Origin of the sequence: Rhizobium zaerense (assembly GCF_051810725.1) — a bacterium.
GTDB lineage: Bacteria > Pseudomonadota > Alphaproteobacteria > Rhizobiales > Rhizobiaceae > Rhizobium > Rhizobium leguminosarum_I.
Genome location: NZ_CM132690.1, coordinates 2,339,863 through 2,357,194, shown reverse-complemented (window position 1 = coordinate 2,357,194; position 17,332 = coordinate 2,339,863). Strand labels below are relative to the sequence as shown.

Genomic DNA, 17,332 nt, shown 5'->3' with positions numbered 1-17,332 from the left:
TAACACTTTGAATTGCTCCAGCACGCTACGGCTCATGCGCCGTTCGATTTGCCGCGGCCATTTTCCCCATGGCCTGCTGGATAGCCGAGAAGAACAGCGCCGTCGTGATCCCGAACATCATCAGCCCATTGGCTGCCTGCAGCGGCGCAAGCAGCCGGATACGGCCATCTAGCACCACGTCGCCATAACCGAGCGACGTGAAGGTGACGCCCGAAAAATACATGGCAGTTTCGAAGTCCTCGAAGGCACCGAGCACGCGATATAGCAGTGCCCAGAAAGCGACCTGGAGGATATTGCCCAGCATGAGCACGATCATCAGAACCGAGAACTGCACGAAGATCGTCCGCCAGGGCTTTCGGCCAACGGGCTGTGCGCGAGCATGAACAAAATAACGCGCCGCCAGCAATGAAGCCGCTGCCTGCAGCACGAGGCATATCGACATCGCAAGCAGCCCGAGGCCAATGACTGTAATCATAGGGCCGGACCCTCGATCCGGGGTCCGTCCTCGACCGGGCGCTCATGCAGCCATTCCATCAGCAACACGAAGCCGACGGCCAGCAGCACGGGGCCGACAAATATGCCGAGAAGGCCATCGGCTATCATCCCTCCGATGACACCGACCAGGATGACCGGCATTGGCACATCAGATCCACGACCGAGCATCAATGGCTTGAGAAAATTGTCGCTCAGCCCGGCGATGAAAGACCATATGGCGAAGATGATTGCCGGCGTTGTTGCTTCCGTAGCAAAGACATAAGCCATGACAGGCAGCGTCAGCAGCAGCGGCGGTATCTGCACGACTGCCAATAGAAACGTGACGAGCGTCAAGGCACCGGCCGCGGGAAGGCCGATGGCGAAGAAACCAATGCCAACGAGCATCGACTGGATCACCGCCACGCCGACCACGCCGACCGCCACGCTCCGGATCGTTGTGGCGGTCAGATGGATGAGCCGGGCACCCCGCGCCCTGCTGTTGGTGATATGCTCCAGCAGACTGAGGGCAAATGCCGCAGCACCCTTGGCATAGGCGACAAGCACGGCGGCAATCGCGATGGAAAGAACGAAGGACAGGCCGCCAGAGGCCAGGCCGCCGGCGAAGGATGCGAGCCACGCGGCAGGCTTGCTCAGCATCTCTCCGTATTGACGCAGTGCCGAGGGCAGGTTGGCGGCAGCAAGCGACCAGCCCGCCGAGAGCTTCGCTCCGACCACCGGCAGGTCGGCAAGCCGCGTTGGAGGCGGCGGGATCGTGAGGCTGTGGTTCTGCAAGCCGGAAACAAGCCAGTAGATGGAAGACCCAAGCGACGTAATCACGACGAACATCGGCACCAGAACGACGGCAACGCCGACGATCCCGATGAGAGATGCGGACCAGCGATTGCCGATCCGATCGGACAGGCGCAGATGCAAGGGATGAAGCATGACCGCCAGGATCACCGACCAAAGCAGAATGCCGAGGAACGGCACCATGATCCTGGCGCAGACATAGACCAGAAGCGCGACCAGTCCCAATTGAACCGCCGCATGGATGATAGACGGTCTCGACGGCGCGAGATCGACATTCGATGCGCTGTACGTCATTTTCCCCTCCCGGTCCGGAATCTCCGCAAATGAGCGAAACCGGACGTTCCCCAATCGGACAACGAAACCTTCCACCCGGTATCGAACCTGCAATTGGTGGTGCGGCGAAGATTTTGCCGACGCCATGAAAGGTCGTCCCCAATGCCCCCATCATACATGACTTTGTGTAAACCGGATACGGTCACTACCGCCGGGCTCTCAAACCCTGGTGTACCTGGCGCGGAACTCGCGGGGACTGCAGCCCTCGTATTCGTGAAAGACACGCGAAAAATAGAACGGGTCATCCAGACCGACCGTGGCGGCGACCGTTTCTATCTTTTCGTCGGTGGTTGCCAGGAGCTGCTTGGCTTGGTCCATCCGCACCCGAAGCTGAAATGCCTTGGGCGGCAGCCCAGTTTCGAGCACGAACCGCCTGCGCAGCGTCGCCGGCGACATGCCGTGCTCGGCGGCGAAGGCTGTAAGGTCCAGCGGTTGCATTGCGCGTTGCCGCAGCGTCTCGACGATTTCGGCCATGTCGGGCCTGTCTCGGCGGTGATCGGCCGCGCCGCTTGCCTGTCTTGCGGCTGATATGACGATGCGATGCAGCATCAAGGCCGCCGATGCCTGCCCGAGGTTGCTATCGTCGAGCAGGTCGGCATGCAGGATGCCGAATAGCCGCGCCATCTCATCTACGTGAGGTAAGCCCACGACGGGCTGTCGCTCGGTCATGAGCCTCAACCGGACGAAGTCTCGCGTAAACGATCCTTCGAAAAGCGCCCAGCGCTCGTCCCAGCCGCCTTCATCGGGGCCATAGGAATGAACGCGGTTCGGAAACAGCCAGAAGAGGATCGGCCCGGTGAGGCTCAGGTGGCCGCTGGCCGAGGTGTCCAGCCAGCCCTGCCCGCGCTCCACCAGCACGACGGCGAAACTCGGCAATTTCCGGTCCGTCACCGCACGGCGGGCATGCTGCCTGCCACTGCCGGTAACAGCAAGTCCGCCGGCAACGGCAAGCGGCGTCCTATAGATGGCCTCTGGGTCTCTCATGGTGAGCGAAAAGTCCAGCTACGAATTTCCTCTATGTCGGTTGGCGCGCCGGGTCAGGTAATTGATGGTAAGGCAACTCAAGCGACGGAGGAGTGAAATGTCAATTGCTGCGGAGGCCGTGCAGATCCGAAGGCCGGAATTTCCCCTTGCCGCCCATGGCAAAACCTTGCCTGCGGAGCGGACGGGCTGGCTGATGCCGACCGATCCCGCCATCGGCGTCGACGCCATCCGGTGTCGCTACCAGCACGATGGCTATGTCTGGCTAAAAGGCCTTCTGCCGCGGGCCGATGTCATCGATTTCCGCCACTGGGTCTTCGAACGCCTTGCCGAAACCGGACTGGTCGAGCCGGGCAGCGATTTTTCTCTGGGGATCGCGCCTGCCGGTGGCTTCGACAGAAGCCTGGCGGACCGGCGCCTGATGTCGCTCGTCCGCTCCGCCGCCTATGAAGGCTTCTGTGCGCAACCACTGCTCGCCGGCTTTATGGACGATTTCCTGCAGGGCATCTCCTATCTGCACAAGCACAAGATCATGCGCTTCGTCCAGCCGGGATCGCTGACAGCCACGCCCGCCCACTACGATCTCGTCTATCTCCGCGGCGGCACCAGCCGCCTGGTGACGGCCTGGATACCGATCGGCGACACCCCCGCCGAGATGGGCGGCCTGGTCTATCTCGAAGGTTCGCATGCTCTGGGCACCAAGTTGGAAGCCGAATTCAGGGCGGCAAGCGGCGATCTTTCTCCGGAAGAGCAGATCAGTGCCTATAACAGCCACATGAGCGAAGGCGGCTGGGTCTCGAAGGATCTCCCCGACATGGCAGAGCGTTTCGACACCCGCTGGCTCGCCGCCGATTACGAGGCCGGCGACGTGGTGCTCCACTCGCCCTACATGATCCACGCCTCGACCATCAATCAGGACCGCAGCCGGCGGCTGCGCCTCTCCACCGACATAAGATATCAGAATGTCGACGACGAGATCGACGTCCGATGGAACAACCACTGGAGCCTCGGCGACATGCTGTAGCCCGACTTTCCAGTGCCCATCTTTGACCTGCGATCCGGGGCGATGGCTGCTGTAGCAGGTTGATTGGCGAAGGGACGTCTACATAAAGCGAAGCGTGGGGACCTTACTGCCGCGATCGGCGTTGATGTTCCGGGCCTTGAACGATCCCATGATTGCCCGACTTATTGACGTAGCCGAACCGCTCGAGTTGCCTCATGCCGCGTACGAACCTGAACGATATCCTGGTTTTCATGGCCGTCGTCGATGCGGGGAGCTTTATCGCCGGCGGCCAGGCGATGGGCCTGTCCCGTTCCGCGGCAGGCAAGGCGGTCATCCGTCTGGAGGACCGGCTCGGCGCGCGTCTGCTCAACCGCACGACGAGAACGCTGAGCCTGACCGACGAAGGCCGGATGTTCTACGAGCGCGGGCTGCAGATCCTTGCATCGGTCGACGAGGCGGAGGCGAGCGTGGCAGGGCAGAACAGCACGCCGCGAGGTGTTCTCAGGCTCACCGTTCCCGATGCCTTCGGGCGGCTCGTCGTCCTGCCTTTGCTTGAAAAATATCTTCGGGCCTGGGCCGATATCCAGGTTGAAGTGAACTTCACCGATCGCCTGGCCGACATTATCGAGGAAGGCTTCGATCTGGCGATCCGGATCAGCGCAACGACGACGTTGGACACCCGCCTGGTCTCGCGCATCATCGCCAGCTACAAGGCGCGGCTCTGCGCCTCGCCGTCCTACCTTGCCGAGCGCGGCGAGCCGGGCGATATCGACGATATTACGGCCCACGACTGCCTCATCTTCGCCAGCCGCAATCAAAGGCAGGGCTGGCGCTTTCGCGGCGAAGGCGGTCCCTGGGTCAAAGCGCAAGGGCGCAGCCGTCTGAGGCTCGATAGCGTACAGGCGATCCGCGACGCCGCCCTGGCGGGACTGGGGATTGCCCTCCTTCCCGATTTTCTCGTCGCCGACGATCTCGTCGCCGGGCGCCTCCAGCAGGTCCTGCCCAGCCTCGAAACTGCCGACGCAAAGATCGTCGCTCTCTATCCCGACAAGCGCCTGCTGGAGCCGCGTGTCCGCCGCTTCATCGATCTGATGGTCGAGGAGCTTGGAGACCAGGGCCAGGCACGCAACCGCGACGCTAGCTCTGGGTGATAGCCTTGTCGAATCCGCGAAAGCTTTTCAGCGCCAGGGGAAAGAGGGTAGCGGCGAAATAGGCGAAGCCTGTGAGCGAAAGCGCCGCGGCAAGACCGATCATGCTGATCAGCGCGCCACCGACGAGACCGCCAAAGGGGATGAGAACAAAGCAGAGGGCGGCGTTCATCGCGGTAACGCGGCCGGTCAACGGCTTGGGGATGCGCTCGAAGATCACCGCAGACAGGATCGGATTGAGGAAACCCGATGCAAATCCTGCGGCTGCCAGGGTGATGAAGATGAGGGCGAGCGGCGCATCCAGCGCAACAACGAGAAAACGCGGAAATCCGGTCAGCAGGAATGCCACGGTATAGACCATCAGGCGCGGCATCCGCTCGCCGATCGCAGCGGCAATTGCAGCACCAGCGATCGAGGCGCCGGTGAAGGCCGAAAACATCGCCCCCAGCAATTCCGGGCCATGGCCCGACCTCTGTGTCCAGACGGGCAGCAGCACGGCGTGATAAGCCTGGTCCAGTAGGTTGGTGGTCGCCACCATGGTGGCGATGCTGACAAGCACCACATCGCCGCGCAGAAAGCGCCAGCCTTCCCTGAGATCGCTGAAATAGGAGGACATCCCGCCGGGCCGAGCCTCTGGCGCGCCGCGTGTCGGCCCGGGGATGCCGACTCCCACAATCAGCGCAGCGGCGGCGAAGGTGACGGCATTGACGACGAGCGCCTGCCCCGAGCCGATCAGACCAATCAGCGCGCCGGCGCCGGCTGCCCCCGCCGTCGAGGCCAGCCGCTCGATAGCACCGACGACGCCGGTGACCCGTTCGAGCGGCATGGCCGCCAACGTGGCGATTTCGGGAACCATCGCCTGCTTGGCGGCATCGGAAGGGCCGCGCAGCACGCCCATGGCAAAGACGACAGGCAGGAGCAGCGGCATATCAAGCAGGCCAAAGAGATCGAGCAGCGGCACCAGCCCCACCACGGCCACCGAGGCGGTATCGCAGACGACGGCGATGCGCGTCGGGCCGACGCGGTCGATCAGCGGCCCACTGAGCGCCTTGGCGGCGACATAGGGCAGCATTTCCATCATCGCCGTCAGCCCGGTCAGAACCGGGCTGCCCGTCGTGCTCAGCACCAGCCAGGGAATAGCGATGGTCGACAGCCGCGTGCCGGAAAGCGAAAGCGTCTCGGCTGCGGCAAGCGCCAGGAATGGCCCACCCCTTCTCATGGCTCGTCATCCCCCTCGCGGTGCGGAAGCCGGCCCGGATAGGGAAAGGCGTGCAGCATGATCGAGAACGGAACCATATCCTGGGGTGCCAGCTCTCCCAAAGGCGGAGCCACCCGCATCGCTTCGAGAATGATATCGGTCAGCCGCTTGGTCAGGGCTTCGGCCTGTTCCGCCGTCATCGGAATGATGATGTCGCTGGCCGTACTCGCCTTGCGCCATTCTGCCGGCAGCTCGGCATATTCCTCCAGCGCCTGTTGCATCTGGCCGACCTGCAGCGAGAGTGCGGCCTGGTTGAAGGCGAGATCGAGATCCAGCGTTTCGCCCTCAATCTCGCTTGCCGGCACCGAGGTGAGCTCGTGGCTGGCGCGCCACCAGCGATCGCGCCGCGAAGCATGCGGCGCTTCCTCGATGAAGCCGTATTGGGCAAGCTGACGCAGGTGATAGCTGGTGGCGCCGCTGTTCAACCCGAGCCGCACTGCCAGCTGCGTCGCCGTCGCAGGTCCATCGACCCTGAGCATGCCGAGCATGCGCAATCGGACTGGATGCGCCAGCGCCTTCAGCGCGGTCGGATCGGGCACGACGCGGCTGATAGTGCGGGGTGCGGTGACTGATTGAGCAGGCTGCGGGCGCGGTGTTTTCATGCCGCCAGCCTAGTATTACAAACATATTTTTGCAAATCTTTCTTTGCAAAACTTCTTGGCTGCCCGCAGCTCAATCCGTCGGCAGGGCAAAGACAGCGCAAGGGTCGGCGATGCCGCGCAAGGTGTGCTCTCCGAGCGGCGTCAGCGCCGTCGCCGTATTCGCTGCCACCGTGCCCGAGATCAGCACGCTTCGGCCGAGCGGCTTGCAGAGCCCCTCCAGCCGGCTGACCAGATTGACGGCGGGACCGATGGCGGTAAAATCCAGCCGGTCGGCCGCGCCGATATTGCCCCACAGGATCTCGCCGAAATGCAGTGCTGCGCCGAAGGGCAGCGGCGCCAGCCCCTGCGCCTGGCGCAGCTGATCGAGATGGGCCATGCCGGCACGGCTGGCGGCGACCGCCCGAAGTGCGGCCTCGCAGGCCTCGCGATCCGCTCGGCCTGCGTCGCGCTCGCCTGACGTAGCCGTGACCGGAAAGATCGCCAGCACGCCGTCGCCGATGAATTTCAGCACCTCGCCGCCGAAGGCATGCACTGCGCCGGCGACGCGGTCAAACCAGGCGTCCAGTGCTGATATCATCACGTGAGGTTCGGTCACCTCGGAGAGGGCGGTGAAGTCGCGCAGATCGGCGCAAAGAAGGGCGGCGCGGATGGTCTCGCCGGATCCGCGGGCAAGCGCGCCGGCCTGCACTCGCGCGGCGCTACGGCGGCCGAGATAGGCTTCAAGCAGCGCTGCCCGCGCCTCGCGCGCCGCCAAAGCGGCGAGCGGCGCTGCGGCAAAACGCGCGACCTCGCGCAGCAGGCCAGCCTCGGCCGGGCCGAATGCACCTGCCCCTTCCCCGCTGGAAACCCTCGCCCAGCCGAGCAGCGGGCTGTCCGACCGATTATCCTGCGCAGGCCCGATCCGGTCCTCCCATACCGGCCCGAGCCCGGCCAGCCACTCGCGCCCGGCTTCGCTCCGCGGAGCCGCGGCAAAGGCCAAAGCCTCAATGACAGCGCCGGTCTCCGCCCGCCACAGCCAGGTGCGCCGCGCGATGATCGGATGCGGCACCGACAGCGTCAGCGCGCCGCCCAAAAGCTGCAAGCCATCGGCCAGCAGCCGGCGTCCGAGTTCGGCCAGAAACCATTCGGGACTGGGTGAGGCACCGGCCTCGTCAACCAGCCAGGCAAGGGGAGACGGCAGATCCATGGCTTAACATCGCACGCTGACCGGGGCGGCCGCAAGGATGTCCCCGGGTGAGCGCAGGCAGCCACTCCGAATGTCCATGAGGACGTTCCCATCGACTCAACCTGTGGCCCCCAAAAGGACGACCGCATCCCCTGTCGAAAACCACCGCGGTGGAAAACAAAAAATAAACACTTTAAACTTGCGCGACTTTGATTCCATTATAAGGTCGTTCATCATCGTGTGATTGAGGGGTGCGATGGGTACGACATTCTGGCCGAAAGATCCGCTGGATGGGAACGACATGACGCTGCTGACGTCGATCCTTCGGCGATGGTGCGAAAGATATCAGGTCGAACTGACGGCGGAGGAGAGCAGCCGCAAGGCGAAGGAACTTGTCGAATGGTTCGAATTCGGCGTCAAGGATCCCGTCGAGCTCGAGGAATTGATCGACGACAAGCACTGGCTCGTCAGCAGGATCTGACCGTACGACAAATCGGGAGGACGCTGCCGGTCAGCGTCGACGAACCTATCTCATCAGAAAAGGCCGGGCGAAATCGCTCCGGCCTTCGTCCATTTTCACCTAAGCGAGACCCTTAATCATCATCATCCCGCCAACGCCGATCGCGATCCCAGCGCCGCTCATGGCGCCAGCGCGGACTATCCCAATCCCGGTGACGCCGCTCCCAGCCCCAGCGGGGCGGACCACCGTAGAAAGCTACCGGCGGCGGGCGTCTCCAGTTTGGCCGGCATTCGCCCCAGCGCGTCAGATGCCAGCCGCGACCGCAGGCGTAGTCGACCTTTGTGACATTGCTTTGCACATTGATTGTCCCAAGCGGCATCGCCTCCGCGGTGCCGAACGAGAGGCTGCCGGCAAGCAAGGCAGCCGCGATAGAAAGTGCCTTCATCGAGAACTCCATTTTCAATCCAGCCACCCCGAGCTTATGGCCGCTAAATTGAACTGGAGATGAATTGCGCGTTCATGTTTGACGCGCGCAGAGAGCGTGGTTGGCCCGCGAGGAAACCGCTCAAGTTCTGCCGTAAAAAGCGTCGGGACCCGGATCACGCCCGGCGGCGACCTCGGTCAGCCGCCCCAGGTAATGCGCCCAGCCTTCCGCATGGCCGGCACATTGCTCGGCGCTCGGCAGGCCGCTATGGGTGAGCCGCAGCAGCGTTCCGCCCCCCTGCTCGATCAGGTCGATCTCGACCAGGCTCGACCCTGGCGGCACCACTTCGCTGCCATCCCAGCCAAAGCTATAGGCAAGGCGATGAACCGGAACCACTTCTCGAAACGAGCCGCGCGCAAAGCGGGCGCCGGTGACGTTGACAAGATAGAGCCCGCCAGGCTGCGGCTCGACCTGCGCCTCCGTTCCCATCCAGCGCAGGATCTTTTCCGGGTCGGTCATCAGCGCGAACACCGCGGCCGGCGGCGCCGCGATATGCGCCTCGCGGTGGACGACGAAGGGGTCTTGCATCTCTCTCTCCCGTGGTTGCCACGGCCCTGCCCGCCTCCGGTGGAGACGGCGCATCCTGTCTTGCCGTGCTATTCTGACGTGAATGTCCTCACTGGATGCATGTAGGCGCAAGCGCATCCTCAGCAAGAGGGCTTGCCCGTCGCGATCAACCAACAAGCGAAATCGCCGCTTCGGAGCCCTGATCCTACATTGGCCGCGAAGCATTTCGACCTATTGCCAGCCCGTCGCCTTCCCCCTATTGTTCGCGCCGTTCTCAGGGCGGGGTGCAAGTCCCTACCGGCGGTATGTAATCAGATTGCGAGCCCGCGAGCGCCTTCTCAGGAAGGGTCAGCAGATCAGGTGAGATGCCTGAGCCGACGGTCATAGTCCGGATGAAAGAGAACGTGCGTTCCTGCCGCCCTTGCGGCTGTCGGGGACGTTCGTGATCGCCTTGGGTGATGTGTCTTTTCGCCAAAGGAGATTACCATGGCACCCACCCGCTATGCCTTCATCAAAGCCAGCTGGCACGCCGACATCGTCGACCGCGCCCTTGATGGCTTTCATCAGCTTATTCCGCCCGAGCAGATCGATGTGTTCGATGTTCCCGGCGCATTCGAGATGCCGCTGCTGTCGCGCGATCTTGCGGCAACTGGACGCTATGCCGCTGTCGTTGCCGCCGCCTTCGTCGTCGATGGCGGAATCTACCGCCACGAATTCGTCGCCCAGGCCGTCGTCGATGGGCTGATGCGCGCCGGCATGGATACCGGCGTGCCGGTGCTGTCGGTGTCGCTGACGCCGCATCAGTATCAGGAAACCGAGCATCACAAGCAGATCTACCGCGCACATTTCGTCGAGAAAGGGCGCGAGGCAGCAAAGGCGGCTCTGACGATCGGCAAAACCCGCGCCGCCCTTGCTGCGTAGGAACTTCCTGCACGCCGGCTCGACGAGCCGCAGGACGACAGACGAAGGTGGCGGGGGACCGACCCCGCCGCCTCATCGGATCGACATGACCTCACCAACCGCAGGAATCGAAAGCGACGCGCCGTGTGTCGCAGCGGAATCCGCTAATACCGGCCAAATCAGACAGAATAATTGATTCGACGACCCCACCGCGCCGTGGTCAACTTGGCCCGTCACGTGTCCGCAATTCTCAAGACATCCAGAACCCAAGGAGCTTAAGATGAGCAATGCACTGCGCAGCGAAACCCCCATCGAGACCCCGAGAACTCAGCCCGTCGACACCAAGCTCGAGGTGGTCGTCATCCCCGTTTCCGACGTCGACCGCGCCAAACGTTTTTACGACGGGCTGGGTTGGCGGCTCGACGCCGACTTCGCCAATGATGCCGATTTCCGGGTGATCCAGTTTACCCCGCCCGGCTCCGGCTGCGCGATCATCTTCGGCAAGAACGTCACCGCCGCAGCCCCCGGCTCAGCCCAGGGGCTTTATCTTATCGTCTCCGACATCGAGGCCGCCCGCCGCGATCTCATCGCCCGCGGCGTCGAGGTGAGCCAAGTGTTCCATGACGCGGCCGGCATCTATGCCGGCAAGGACGAGCCCTATCTGTTCGGGCGGCTGCGGATCGCCGGCCGCGATCCCGATCACCGCAGCTATCGCTCCTTTGCATCTTTCAAGGATCCCGACGGCAACGGCTGGCTGTTCCAGGAGGTCACCACGCGGTTGCCGGGACGCATCGATGCCGACGAGACGAAATTCACGACGTCGACAGACCTTGCGTCAGCGCTGCGCCGCGCGGCGACCGCTCACGGTGAACACGAGAAACGGAACGGCGGCAAACACGACGAGAACTGGCCGGACTGGTACGCCGAATACATGGTCAGCGAACAAGCCGGCAAGCAACTGCCCTTATAGGCAATGGCGGCGACATCCTCTGAGAAGCAACGGCATTTCGGTATGGCGCGCCCATGCCGAAATGCTCTATCGTGTCTTAGCCTAACATTACCGATCTCCTTGCCGGCGTCAGATCGAGTACCGGGATCCGCCAGAAGCCGTCATTGGGACGCGGGAGACATCTGCGACGTTACCCAACCGGAAAATGCGAGCATGGCCGCTGTTGGCGGCCTCGATTGAAGTCGGGTTAGCCAATAGCTCCCCAACGATATGGTGGTAGCAAAAGGTTGTCTGATAGCCCCCGAGGATAGGTGTCTGGAAAACATCGAAGGCGGGGCCAGAGCGATCCCCAGTCCTTGCAGGGCCGCCTCCATCATCGCCAGGGAAGAGTCGAAGACGATGCCTGCGTTTATCTGGGGCGCCGGAGGAACGTTCGCTGCGACAAACCAGGTGCTCCATTCGTCCGCCCTATAGCTCCGCAAAAGCGTCGCCTCGACCAGGTCTGCAGGCCGCCTCAAACGCTCGGCCAATTTGGGCGTGCACAGAGGAGAGAGCGGAGCGTCGAACAGACGCAGCGCTTCTGTGCCATGCCAGGAACCGCTGCCGAAGCGAATGGCAAAGTCCAGTCCCTCGGCCGCCATATCGACGCGATTATTGTTTGTCGAAATGCGCACATCGATGAACGGGTGCTGCCGTTGAAAATCCGAAAGCCTTGGCAACAACCAGCCGACGGCAAACGTCCCGACCACGCCAAGGAACAGCAATTCCCGCACCTGCCCGGCTTCAATCCGGTCCAACGTGATCGCCATCTGATCGAAGGAATTGGTCAAGGTCGGCAAAAGAGCTTCGCCTTCTGCAGTGATTTTCAAGCCTCTTGGGAGGCGCTGAAAAAGCGCAGCCCCCAATCGCCTCTCCAGGCTTTTGACCTGTTGGCTTACAGCGGCCTGGGTAACGCAAAGCTCAATCGCGGCACGGGTAAAGCTGAGATGTCTTGCCGATGCTTCGAAGGCCCTCAAGCCATTTAAAGGGAGGAATTGCCGAACCATCTTAGCCCTAGATTTTCTTGGATCTCCTCCGAGATATCATCGTTTGCTGCCGCAAAACAGTGCCGTTAAATGCCGTCCTCATGCGCCTTTGCGTTGATTGAAAGCTGCCTGCGGAGGATGAAAATGAATCGCAATTGGATAAAAACTCTATCGGCTACGTTGGTCTCGACATGTATTTCCACGAGTGGCTTTGCGGCCGACGAAGTGAAACTGAAAGCCATCTCGGACGCCGCGATAAGACCAATTATGGATAAATACGGCATTCCGGGCATGGCCGTTGCCATCGCCGTTGACGGGCAGAACCACATCTTCAACTACGGCGTCGTGTCGAAGGACACTAACAGGCCCGTCACTCCGGCGACCATGTTCGAACTGGGATCGATCAGCAAAACCTTTACAGTCACCCTCGCCTCCCACGCGGACGTGACCGGCCGACTTTCGCTGTCGGACAAGGCAGGAAAATATCTTCCGTCGATGAACGGAAGACCCTTCGGCAATGTCGAGTTGATGAATTTTGGCACGCACACGGCTGGCGGATTTCCGCTGCAAGTTCCCGATGAAGTCAAAACCGAAAAACAGCTGATGGAGTATTTCGCAAGTTGGAAACCTTCATACGCCGCCGGAACGCACCGAACATACGCCAATCCGAGCATCGGCGTGCTCGGATACATAACGGCGAAAAGCATGGGCAAAGATTTCACAGCTCTTATGGAAGACCAATTGTTTCCTTCTCTCGGGTTGACGAGCACGTATATCAATGTGCCGAAATCGAGAATGGCCGACTATGCCCAAGGCTACAAGCGAAGCGGTGAGCCGGCTCGGATGACACCCGCCACTCTTTCGTCCGAGGCCTATGGAGTGAAATCCACAGCAAGCGACATGATCCGGTTCATCGACGCAAACATGGGACTGGTCAAGTTGGACGGAAAACTCCAGCAGGCGATCACCAATACGCACACTGGATACTTCCATGTCGGCGCGATGACGCAAGACCTTATTTGGGAGCAGTATTCCTATCCCGCGACGTTGACGACCTTAATGGACAACAATTCCAGCGCGATGCTCAAGACTATTCCCGTCAAGCAGCTGAAGCCGGCGATGGAACCGCGCGACGATGTGTGGATCAACAAAACCGGCTCCACGAATGGTTTCGGCGCATATGTGGCGTTCATCCCGAAAGAGCGAGTTGGTATCGTCATTCTGGCCAACAAAAACTATCCCAACGAGGACCGTGTCTCTGCCGCATACCAGATACTGACTGATATAACTACGGCGCGTTAATCCGGGCATCAGCGGTCGAAGATATCCCGCCATTGCTTCTCACCAATCAGGCAGTCAGTGCCCGCCTCAGCGCCGGCGATTTTCTGCACCATCGCCGGCGGGGATAGGTCGCTGATCTCCAGCACCAGCTTGCGGCGCACGGCAACGGCGAAATCCTCGATCTTGCGGACCGGCAGCACGAAGGCGCCGGGGCCGCCGATCACGCAATCCGCATAATATTTGTCGAGCCCGTTGGGCGCATCGGAGGGCCGCAGCATGATGGCAAGGCCGTTGATGACCATGCCGGCTTCAACCGCCTTGTCCCGAGTGGGGGTGACGGGATCGCCGGAATTGTTGGGACCGTCGCCGGAGACATCGATCACCTGTCGCCTGGACTGAAAGGGACTGGAAACGATCATGCTGGCGCCCTGGGCGATCGCGGTAGAGATCGATGTGCGCCGTTGCGTGGCAATCGGCCGGGCTTCGAGTTTGCCGGCAAAAGCGATCGCATCCTCTTCCGTCTCGATCACCTGCCAGTCGATCACGGAATCCTGGACGACATAGCCAGCCCATTCGAAATAGCTGATGGCGATGCGGCCGGTCAGCCCGCCCTTCACCGCGTCGATGAACTCCTTGTGCTTCAGCGCTTCGACATAACCTTCGCGCTGGATGCCGATCTCCTCGAAATCCATCGACCGCGAGGTGTCGACGGCAAGCACGAGGGTCACATCGACCTCGCTTCCCCCCGCCTGGGCGACGGAGACGAGGCCGGAAAGACCCATAACCACCGCAAGTGTCGTCAGCATTGGCAATCCAATCCCTGCGCCATCCAAGCCAGCGAACTCTAACACAGCTTGGCCGACGCAGATCGCTCGGCCCCGCGTACGGCTTCAATTTTCGGTGATGGATCGGAAGGCCTTCAATGCAAGGGAAGCCACAAGGGGGTCTTCCATGCTTTCAGCGCCTCGAGAAAGACCTGCAATCGGGAAGGCAGAAAGCGGCGCGTGGGATAGACGGCGTGCACGAAAATTTCCTCGGACGACCAGCCCGGCAGCAGGCGGACGAGTTCACCTTTTCTGATCTGTTCGTCGCAATAGGTCGAAGGCAGCAAGCCGATACCGTGTCCGCGATAGGTGAAGGCGCTTACCGCATCGAAATCCCGGCTCGATACCGGCCCCGACACATGCAGGCGAACCGATTTGCGACCGCTCACCAGATACCATTCCGCCTCGCCGTTGCGGCCGTTCAAGAGCACGCATTGATGGTCCTTCAGATCTTCGGGCTTCAAGGGAAGCACCCTCCCCTTCAGATAGTCCGGTGCGGCGACCAGATAGCGCACGCTCTTGCCGAGCCGCTGCGCCACGATGGAGGAATCCTTAAGTCCGCCGAAACGGATGCCGAGATCGATGTTCTCCGCGATCAGATCGAGGAACAGGTTGGTGACGAAGAGATCGACCTGGATCTTTGGATAGGTTTTCAGGAAAGCCGAGACGAATTCGTGGAAGACTTCCTGTCCGAAGATGACTGGCACGGAGATTTTCAGCAGACCTTCCGGCTTTCTCTGTGTCTCGGTAAGCGCCTGCTCGGCATCAAGCAGATGGGCGAGCGGTTCGCTGCACCTGTTGTAATAGGCCTGGCCCTGCACGGTCAGGCTCAGTTTGCGGGTCGTCCGCTGCAGCAGCATCACACCGAGCTGCTCTTCCAGCGATGTGACCTTCCGGCTGACGGTCGATACAGGCATGCCGAGGGAATGGGCAGCGCGGCTGAAGCTGCCGTACTGCGCCACCTTCACGAAAACGGCGATATCGTTCAGATCAGCCATGTTCTGATTTTTGCATGGATGCAAAAGAGAATCCAGATATTTCCATCTAATCGCGTAATGGAGTTTTCGCCATATTCACCTTGCGAAAACAAGACAACCGGATGGAGGCGCATTCGCAGCAGCCCCATCTCGAGCGACCCCGCCTTTGCAACCGCAAGGTCCGCGTTGCCCGAACCAGATTATGGAAATCAGCATGACTACGAGAAAAACAGTCATCGTCACCGGCGCCTCCCAGGGTATCGGAGCCGGCCTCGTCAACGCCTTCATCCAGCGCGGCTATAATGTCGTCGCCACCTCGCGCCAGGTCAGCACTTCGAACGCTTTCCAAGCCTCCGACAGGCTGGTGCTCGTCGACGGTGACATCGGCAATGCCGAAACCGCCGCGCGGGTGGCAAGGACCGCAATCGATCGCTTCGGCTCGATCGACGCGCTCGTGAACAATGCTGGCATTTTCTTGGCCAAGCCGTTCGTCGAGTTCACGATGGCCGACTTCCAGAAAATGTCCTCGACCAATCTCGAGGGCTTCATCCATCTGACCCAGCTGGTCGTCCGACAGATGCTCGCGCAGAAAACCGGCGGTAGCGTCGTCAGCATCACCACGCCGTTGACCGATCATCCGATCGCCGGCTTCTCCGCCTCAGTCTCGATGATGACAAAGGGCGGCATCAACGCCATCTCCAAGAACCTGGCGATGGAATATGCGAACGAGGCCATTCGCTTCAATATCGTCGCTCCCGGTGTGGTGGACACGCCCCTGCACAAGGACAATCCGAAGGATTTCCTGAAGACGCTGTCGCCGATGGCAGGCATATCGAACGTCGAGGAGATCGTTGACGCCGTCATCTTCCTCACCGAAGCGCCGCGCGTAACCGGGGAGGTGCTGCACGTCGACGGCGGCGCACATCTGGGCAGATGGTAGACCATGCGAAAGCTAAGGCAGCCGGCGCGGAACGACGGCTGCAGGAACTCGGCATCACGCTTCCCCCGCCGCCGACACCCTTCGGGGCCTATGTCGAAGCGATAAGGACCGGCAACCTGGTCTTCTTCAGCGGGATGCTGCCGGTCGTCGGCCATGAGCCGCGCTATATCGGCCGCGTCGGCGGTGCACTGACGGCCGAGGACGGCAGGAAGGCGGCCGAAACCGCAACGCTGAACGCGCTCGCAGCCGCCAAGGACTATCTCGGCTCGCTGGACAGGGCCGTCAGGATCGTCAAGCTTGGCGTTTATATCGCGACCGAAGGCGATTTCCGCGACCATCCGAAGGTTGCGGACGGAGCATCCGAAATGCTGCTTTCGGTCTTCGGCGAGGAAAAGCTCTCAGGCCGCGTCGTGCTCGGCGTCGCCAGCCTGCCTTTAGGCGTGCCGATCGAACTCGAACTTGTTCTTGAGGTCGAGGGATGAAAACGGCCGGGCGCGTTTCGGCGCGCCCGGTGGAGCGAATCTCGCTCTTCGACGCCGCTGGGGCGCGCTACGCTCACACCGCCACCAACAGCAGCACATAGGCGATCACACTCACCATCAGCCCGCGGAACGCAAAAGTGACGCAGCGGTATTTGTTGCGGGCGATGGTGGAGAGGATGTCGGCGTTTTCGAGGTACTGTTCGAAAAGGTAGCGCTCGTCGCGCCGCAGCGCCGCATCGAAGAACCGGTCGCGATGACCGTGCCAGGCGCCCCAGAACAATGACGTCGAGTTGTTCAAATGGCGCGGCAGTACGACGAGGATCGCCGACAGCATCGAAAAGACCGAAGCTGCGGCAAGCAGGCCGGAGAACAGCATACTGCCGGGCGTGCCGCTCACGTAGCGCGCCAGGCTGAAGACGGCCCTGACATCGCTGGAACTCACCAGGAATGCCAGCATGAAAGTGAAAATATAAGCGGCTTTCTGGTCAGAGATCTTGATCTGATCATAAAATATGTCATTGATTTTCTTGATATGATCGAAATACCCGGCGCCGATGTCACCCGTCGATGGTTCGCTTGGCATAAGTTCAGTTGCACTCTCGAATTCGCTCACCCGAATACTCCATCCCATAAGTGTTTCCCTGATATTACACTTCACACGGAATTCAAGAACACGTGTGCAATATGCTTGACTTTTCTTTTCTACTTGGACAAAGGGGAAGCGGGGGT

At 61.3% G+C, this 17,332-nt stretch carries 20 protein-coding genes and 1 riboswitch; of the genes, 8 read left to right on the top strand and 12 right to left on the bottom strand.

What is annotated here, in order from left to right:
• Nucleotides 1-25: 25 nt before the first annotated feature.
• The 3 genes from ACS4RR_RS11300 to ACS4RR_RS11290 form a co-directional block, all read right to left on the bottom strand.
• Complete coding sequence (locus tag ACS4RR_RS11300) at nt 26-475, bottom strand: potassium channel family protein (protein ID WP_222384044.1); 450 nt, start codon at nt 473-475, stop codon at nt 26-28.
• Nucleotides 472-1,578: an AI-2E family transporter gene (locus ACS4RR_RS11295; RefSeq protein WP_456190094.1), complete on the bottom strand. Its 1,107-nt coding sequence runs from the start codon at nt 1,576-1,578 to the stop codon at nt 472-474. The genes ACS4RR_RS11300 and ACS4RR_RS11295 overlap by 4 nt, the downstream gene beginning before the upstream one ends.
• Nucleotides 1,579-1,776: 198 nt before the next feature.
• The gene (locus ACS4RR_RS11290) at nt 1,777-2,601 is read right to left on the bottom strand and encodes a helix-turn-helix transcriptional regulator (protein ID WP_456190093.1); all 825 of its coding nucleotides are present in this window, start codon (nt 2,599-2,601) and stop codon (nt 1,777-1,779) included.
• 97 nt (nt 2,602-2,698) lie between these two features.
• On the opposite strand from ACS4RR_RS11290, the gene ACS4RR_RS11285 reads away from it, so the two are divergent.
• Together ACS4RR_RS11285 and ACS4RR_RS11280 are read left to right on the top strand one after the other, a co-directional pair.
• Entirely contained in the window at nt 2,699-3,622 is a 924-nt protein-coding gene (locus ACS4RR_RS11285) for a phytanoyl-CoA dioxygenase family protein (protein WP_260108978.1), read from the top strand.
• Between the two features lie 194 nt (nt 3,623-3,816).
• Nucleotides 3,817-4,752, top strand: a complete 936-nt coding sequence (locus tag ACS4RR_RS11280) for a LysR family transcriptional regulator (RefSeq protein WP_170282596.1) — start codon at nt 3,817-3,819, stop codon at nt 4,750-4,752.
• Here the strand turns inward: ACS4RR_RS11280 and ACS4RR_RS11275 are convergent.
• The 3 genes from ACS4RR_RS11275 to ACS4RR_RS11265 form a co-directional block, all read right to left on the bottom strand.
• Entirely contained in the window at nt 4,739-5,968 is a 1,230-nt protein-coding gene (locus ACS4RR_RS11275; RefSeq protein WP_260108979.1) for an MFS transporter, read from the bottom strand. The two genes, ACS4RR_RS11280 and ACS4RR_RS11275, sit on opposite strands and share 14 nt — an antisense overlap.
• A complete protein-coding gene (locus ACS4RR_RS11270; RefSeq protein WP_222384039.1) occupies nt 5,965-6,609 on the bottom strand; it encodes an ArsR/SmtB family transcription factor in 645 nt (214 codons plus the stop codon). The genes ACS4RR_RS11275 and ACS4RR_RS11270 overlap by 4 nt, the downstream gene beginning before the upstream one ends.
• A gap of 70 nt (nt 6,610-6,679) precedes the next feature.
• Nucleotides 6,680-7,795: an adenylate/guanylate cyclase domain-containing protein gene (locus tag ACS4RR_RS11265; RefSeq protein WP_222384038.1), complete on the bottom strand. Its 1,116-nt coding sequence runs from the start codon at nt 7,793-7,795 to the stop codon at nt 6,680-6,682.
• Between the two features lie 235 nt (nt 7,796-8,030).
• Here ACS4RR_RS11265 and ACS4RR_RS11260 point away from each other — a divergent pair, with 235 nt between their 5' ends.
• On the top strand, nt 8,031-8,255 hold the full coding sequence (locus ACS4RR_RS11260; RefSeq protein ID WP_162116089.1) for a hypothetical protein: 225 nt from the start codon (nt 8,031-8,033) through the stop codon (nt 8,253-8,255).
• 112 nt (nt 8,256-8,367) lie between these two features.
• Here ACS4RR_RS11260 and ACS4RR_RS11255 read toward each other — a convergent pair whose 3' ends face one another.
• Nucleotides 8,368-8,679, bottom strand: coding sequence for a GCG_CRPN prefix-to-repeats domain-containing protein (locus tag ACS4RR_RS11255; protein ID WP_222384037.1), 312 nt, complete (start codon nt 8,677-8,679; stop codon nt 8,368-8,370).
• Nucleotides 8,680-8,799: 120 nt separating this feature from the next.
• Complete coding sequence (locus ACS4RR_RS11250) at nt 8,800-9,246, bottom strand: SRPBCC family protein (RefSeq protein WP_017964945.1); 447 nt, start codon at nt 9,244-9,246, stop codon at nt 8,800-8,802.
• A gap of 245 nt (nt 9,247-9,491) precedes the next feature.
• Nucleotides 9,492-9,633, top strand: a riboswitch (FMN riboswitch).
• A gap of 78 nt (nt 9,634-9,711) precedes the next feature.
• On the opposite strand from ACS4RR_RS11250, the gene ACS4RR_RS11245 reads away from it, so the two are divergent.
• Together ACS4RR_RS11245 and ACS4RR_RS11240 are read left to right on the top strand one after the other, a co-directional pair.
• Nucleotides 9,712-10,146, top strand: coding sequence for a 6,7-dimethyl-8-ribityllumazine synthase (locus ACS4RR_RS11245; protein ID WP_222384036.1), 435 nt, complete (start codon nt 9,712-9,714; stop codon nt 10,144-10,146).
• A gap of 259 nt (nt 10,147-10,405) precedes the next feature.
• The gene (locus ACS4RR_RS11240; RefSeq protein ID WP_162116086.1) at nt 10,406-11,095 is read left to right on the top strand and encodes a VOC family protein; all 690 of its coding nucleotides are present in this window, start codon (nt 10,406-10,408) and stop codon (nt 11,093-11,095) included.
• Between the two features lie 140 nt (nt 11,096-11,235).
• Here ACS4RR_RS11240 and ACS4RR_RS11235 read toward each other — a convergent pair whose 3' ends face one another.
• Entirely contained in the window at nt 11,236-12,120 is an 885-nt protein-coding gene (locus ACS4RR_RS11235; RefSeq protein WP_162116085.1) for a LysR family transcriptional regulator, read from the bottom strand.
• A gap of 123 nt (nt 12,121-12,243) precedes the next feature.
• On the opposite strand from ACS4RR_RS11235, the gene ampC reads away from it, so the two are divergent.
• Nucleotides 12,244-13,401, top strand: a complete 1,158-nt coding sequence (gene ampC / locus ACS4RR_RS11230; protein WP_260108980.1) for a class C beta-lactamase — start codon at nt 12,244-12,246, stop codon at nt 13,399-13,401.
• 8 nt (nt 13,402-13,409) lie between these two features.
• Here ampC and ACS4RR_RS11225 read toward each other — a convergent pair whose 3' ends face one another.
• Together ACS4RR_RS11225 and ACS4RR_RS11220 are read right to left on the bottom strand one after the other, a co-directional pair.
• On the bottom strand, nt 13,410-14,186 hold the full coding sequence (locus tag ACS4RR_RS11225; protein ID WP_456190092.1) for a DUF1194 domain-containing protein: 777 nt from the start codon (nt 14,184-14,186) through the stop codon (nt 13,410-13,412).
• A 113-nt stretch (nt 14,187-14,299) separates the two neighbouring features.
• Complete coding sequence (locus tag ACS4RR_RS11220; protein WP_456190091.1) at nt 14,300-15,202, bottom strand: LysR family transcriptional regulator; 903 nt, start codon at nt 15,200-15,202, stop codon at nt 14,300-14,302.
• A gap of 193 nt (nt 15,203-15,395) precedes the next feature.
• On the opposite strand from ACS4RR_RS11220, the gene ACS4RR_RS11215 reads away from it, so the two are divergent.
• Both ACS4RR_RS11215 and ACS4RR_RS11210 read left to right on the top strand, forming a co-directional pair.
• Entirely contained in the window at nt 15,396-16,121 is a 726-nt protein-coding gene (locus tag ACS4RR_RS11215; RefSeq protein ID WP_260108982.1) for an SDR family NAD(P)-dependent oxidoreductase, read from the top strand.
• The gene (locus ACS4RR_RS11210) at nt 16,115-16,603 is read left to right on the top strand and encodes a RidA family protein (protein ID WP_260108983.1); all 489 of its coding nucleotides are present in this window, start codon (nt 16,115-16,117) and stop codon (nt 16,601-16,603) included. Before ACS4RR_RS11215 ends, ACS4RR_RS11210 begins: the two co-directional genes overlap by 7 nt.
• Before the next feature lie 73 nt (nt 16,604-16,676).
• On the opposite strand, the gene ACS4RR_RS11205 is transcribed toward ACS4RR_RS11210, so the two are convergent.
• Nucleotides 16,677-17,216, bottom strand: a complete 540-nt coding sequence (locus ACS4RR_RS11205) for a Pycsar system effector family protein (protein WP_017964951.1) — start codon at nt 17,214-17,216, stop codon at nt 16,677-16,679.
• Nucleotides 17,217-17,332 lie beyond the last annotated feature (116 nt).

Excerpts from the sequence above, each read along its gene's own strand:
- ACS4RR_RS11300 (WP_222384044.1), bottom strand. The coding sequence starts at position 475 with ATGATTACAGTCATTGGCCTCGGGCTGCTTGCGATGTCGATATGCCTC.
- ACS4RR_RS11295 (WP_456190094.1), bottom strand. The coding sequence starts at position 1,578 with ATGACGTACAGCGCATCGAATGTCGATCTCGCGCCGTCGAGACCGTCT.
- ACS4RR_RS11290 (WP_456190093.1), bottom strand. The coding sequence starts at position 2,601 with ATGAGAGACCCAGAGGCCATCTATAGGACGCCGCTTGCCGTTGCCGGC.
- ACS4RR_RS11285 (WP_260108978.1), top strand. The coding sequence starts at position 2,699 with ATGTCAATTGCTGCGGAGGCCGTGCAGATCCGAAGGCCGGAATTTCCC.
- ACS4RR_RS11280 (WP_170282596.1), top strand. The coding sequence starts at position 3,817 with ATGCCGCGTACGAACCTGAACGATATCCTGGTTTTCATGGCCGTCGTC.
- ACS4RR_RS11275 (WP_260108979.1), bottom strand. The coding sequence starts at position 5,968 with ATGAGAAGGGGTGGGCCATTCCTGGCGCTTGCCGCAGCCGAGACGCTT.
- ACS4RR_RS11270 (WP_222384039.1), bottom strand. The coding sequence starts at position 6,609 with ATGAAAACACCGCGCCCGCAGCCTGCTCAATCAGTCACCGCACCCCGC.
- ACS4RR_RS11265 (WP_222384038.1), bottom strand. The coding sequence starts at position 7,795 with ATGGATCTGCCGTCTCCCCTTGCCTGGCTGGTTGACGAGGCCGGTGCC.
- ACS4RR_RS11260 (WP_162116089.1), top strand. The coding sequence starts at position 8,031 with ATGGGTACGACATTCTGGCCGAAAGATCCGCTGGATGGGAACGACATG.
- ACS4RR_RS11255 (WP_222384037.1), bottom strand. The coding sequence starts at position 8,679 with ATGAAGGCACTTTCTATCGCGGCTGCCTTGCTTGCCGGCAGCCTCTCG.
- ACS4RR_RS11250 (WP_017964945.1), bottom strand. The coding sequence starts at position 9,246 with ATGCAAGACCCCTTCGTCGTCCACCGCGAGGCGCATATCGCGGCGCCG.
- ACS4RR_RS11245 (WP_222384036.1), top strand. The coding sequence starts at position 9,712 with ATGGCACCCACCCGCTATGCCTTCATCAAAGCCAGCTGGCACGCCGAC.
- ACS4RR_RS11240 (WP_162116086.1), top strand. The coding sequence starts at position 10,406 with ATGAGCAATGCACTGCGCAGCGAAACCCCCATCGAGACCCCGAGAACT.
- ACS4RR_RS11235 (WP_162116085.1), bottom strand. The coding sequence starts at position 12,120 with ATGGTTCGGCAATTCCTCCCTTTAAATGGCTTGAGGGCCTTCGAAGCA.
- ampC (WP_260108980.1), top strand. The coding sequence starts at position 12,244 with ATGAATCGCAATTGGATAAAAACTCTATCGGCTACGTTGGTCTCGACA.
- ACS4RR_RS11225 (WP_456190092.1), bottom strand. The coding sequence starts at position 14,186 with ATGCTGACGACACTTGCGGTGGTTATGGGTCTTTCCGGCCTCGTCTCC.
- ACS4RR_RS11220 (WP_456190091.1), bottom strand. The coding sequence starts at position 15,202 with ATGGCTGATCTGAACGATATCGCCGTTTTCGTGAAGGTGGCGCAGTAC.
- ACS4RR_RS11215 (WP_260108982.1), top strand. The coding sequence starts at position 15,396 with ATGACTACGAGAAAAACAGTCATCGTCACCGGCGCCTCCCAGGGTATC.
- ACS4RR_RS11210 (WP_260108983.1), top strand. The coding sequence starts at position 16,115 with ATGGTAGACCATGCGAAAGCTAAGGCAGCCGGCGCGGAACGACGGCTG.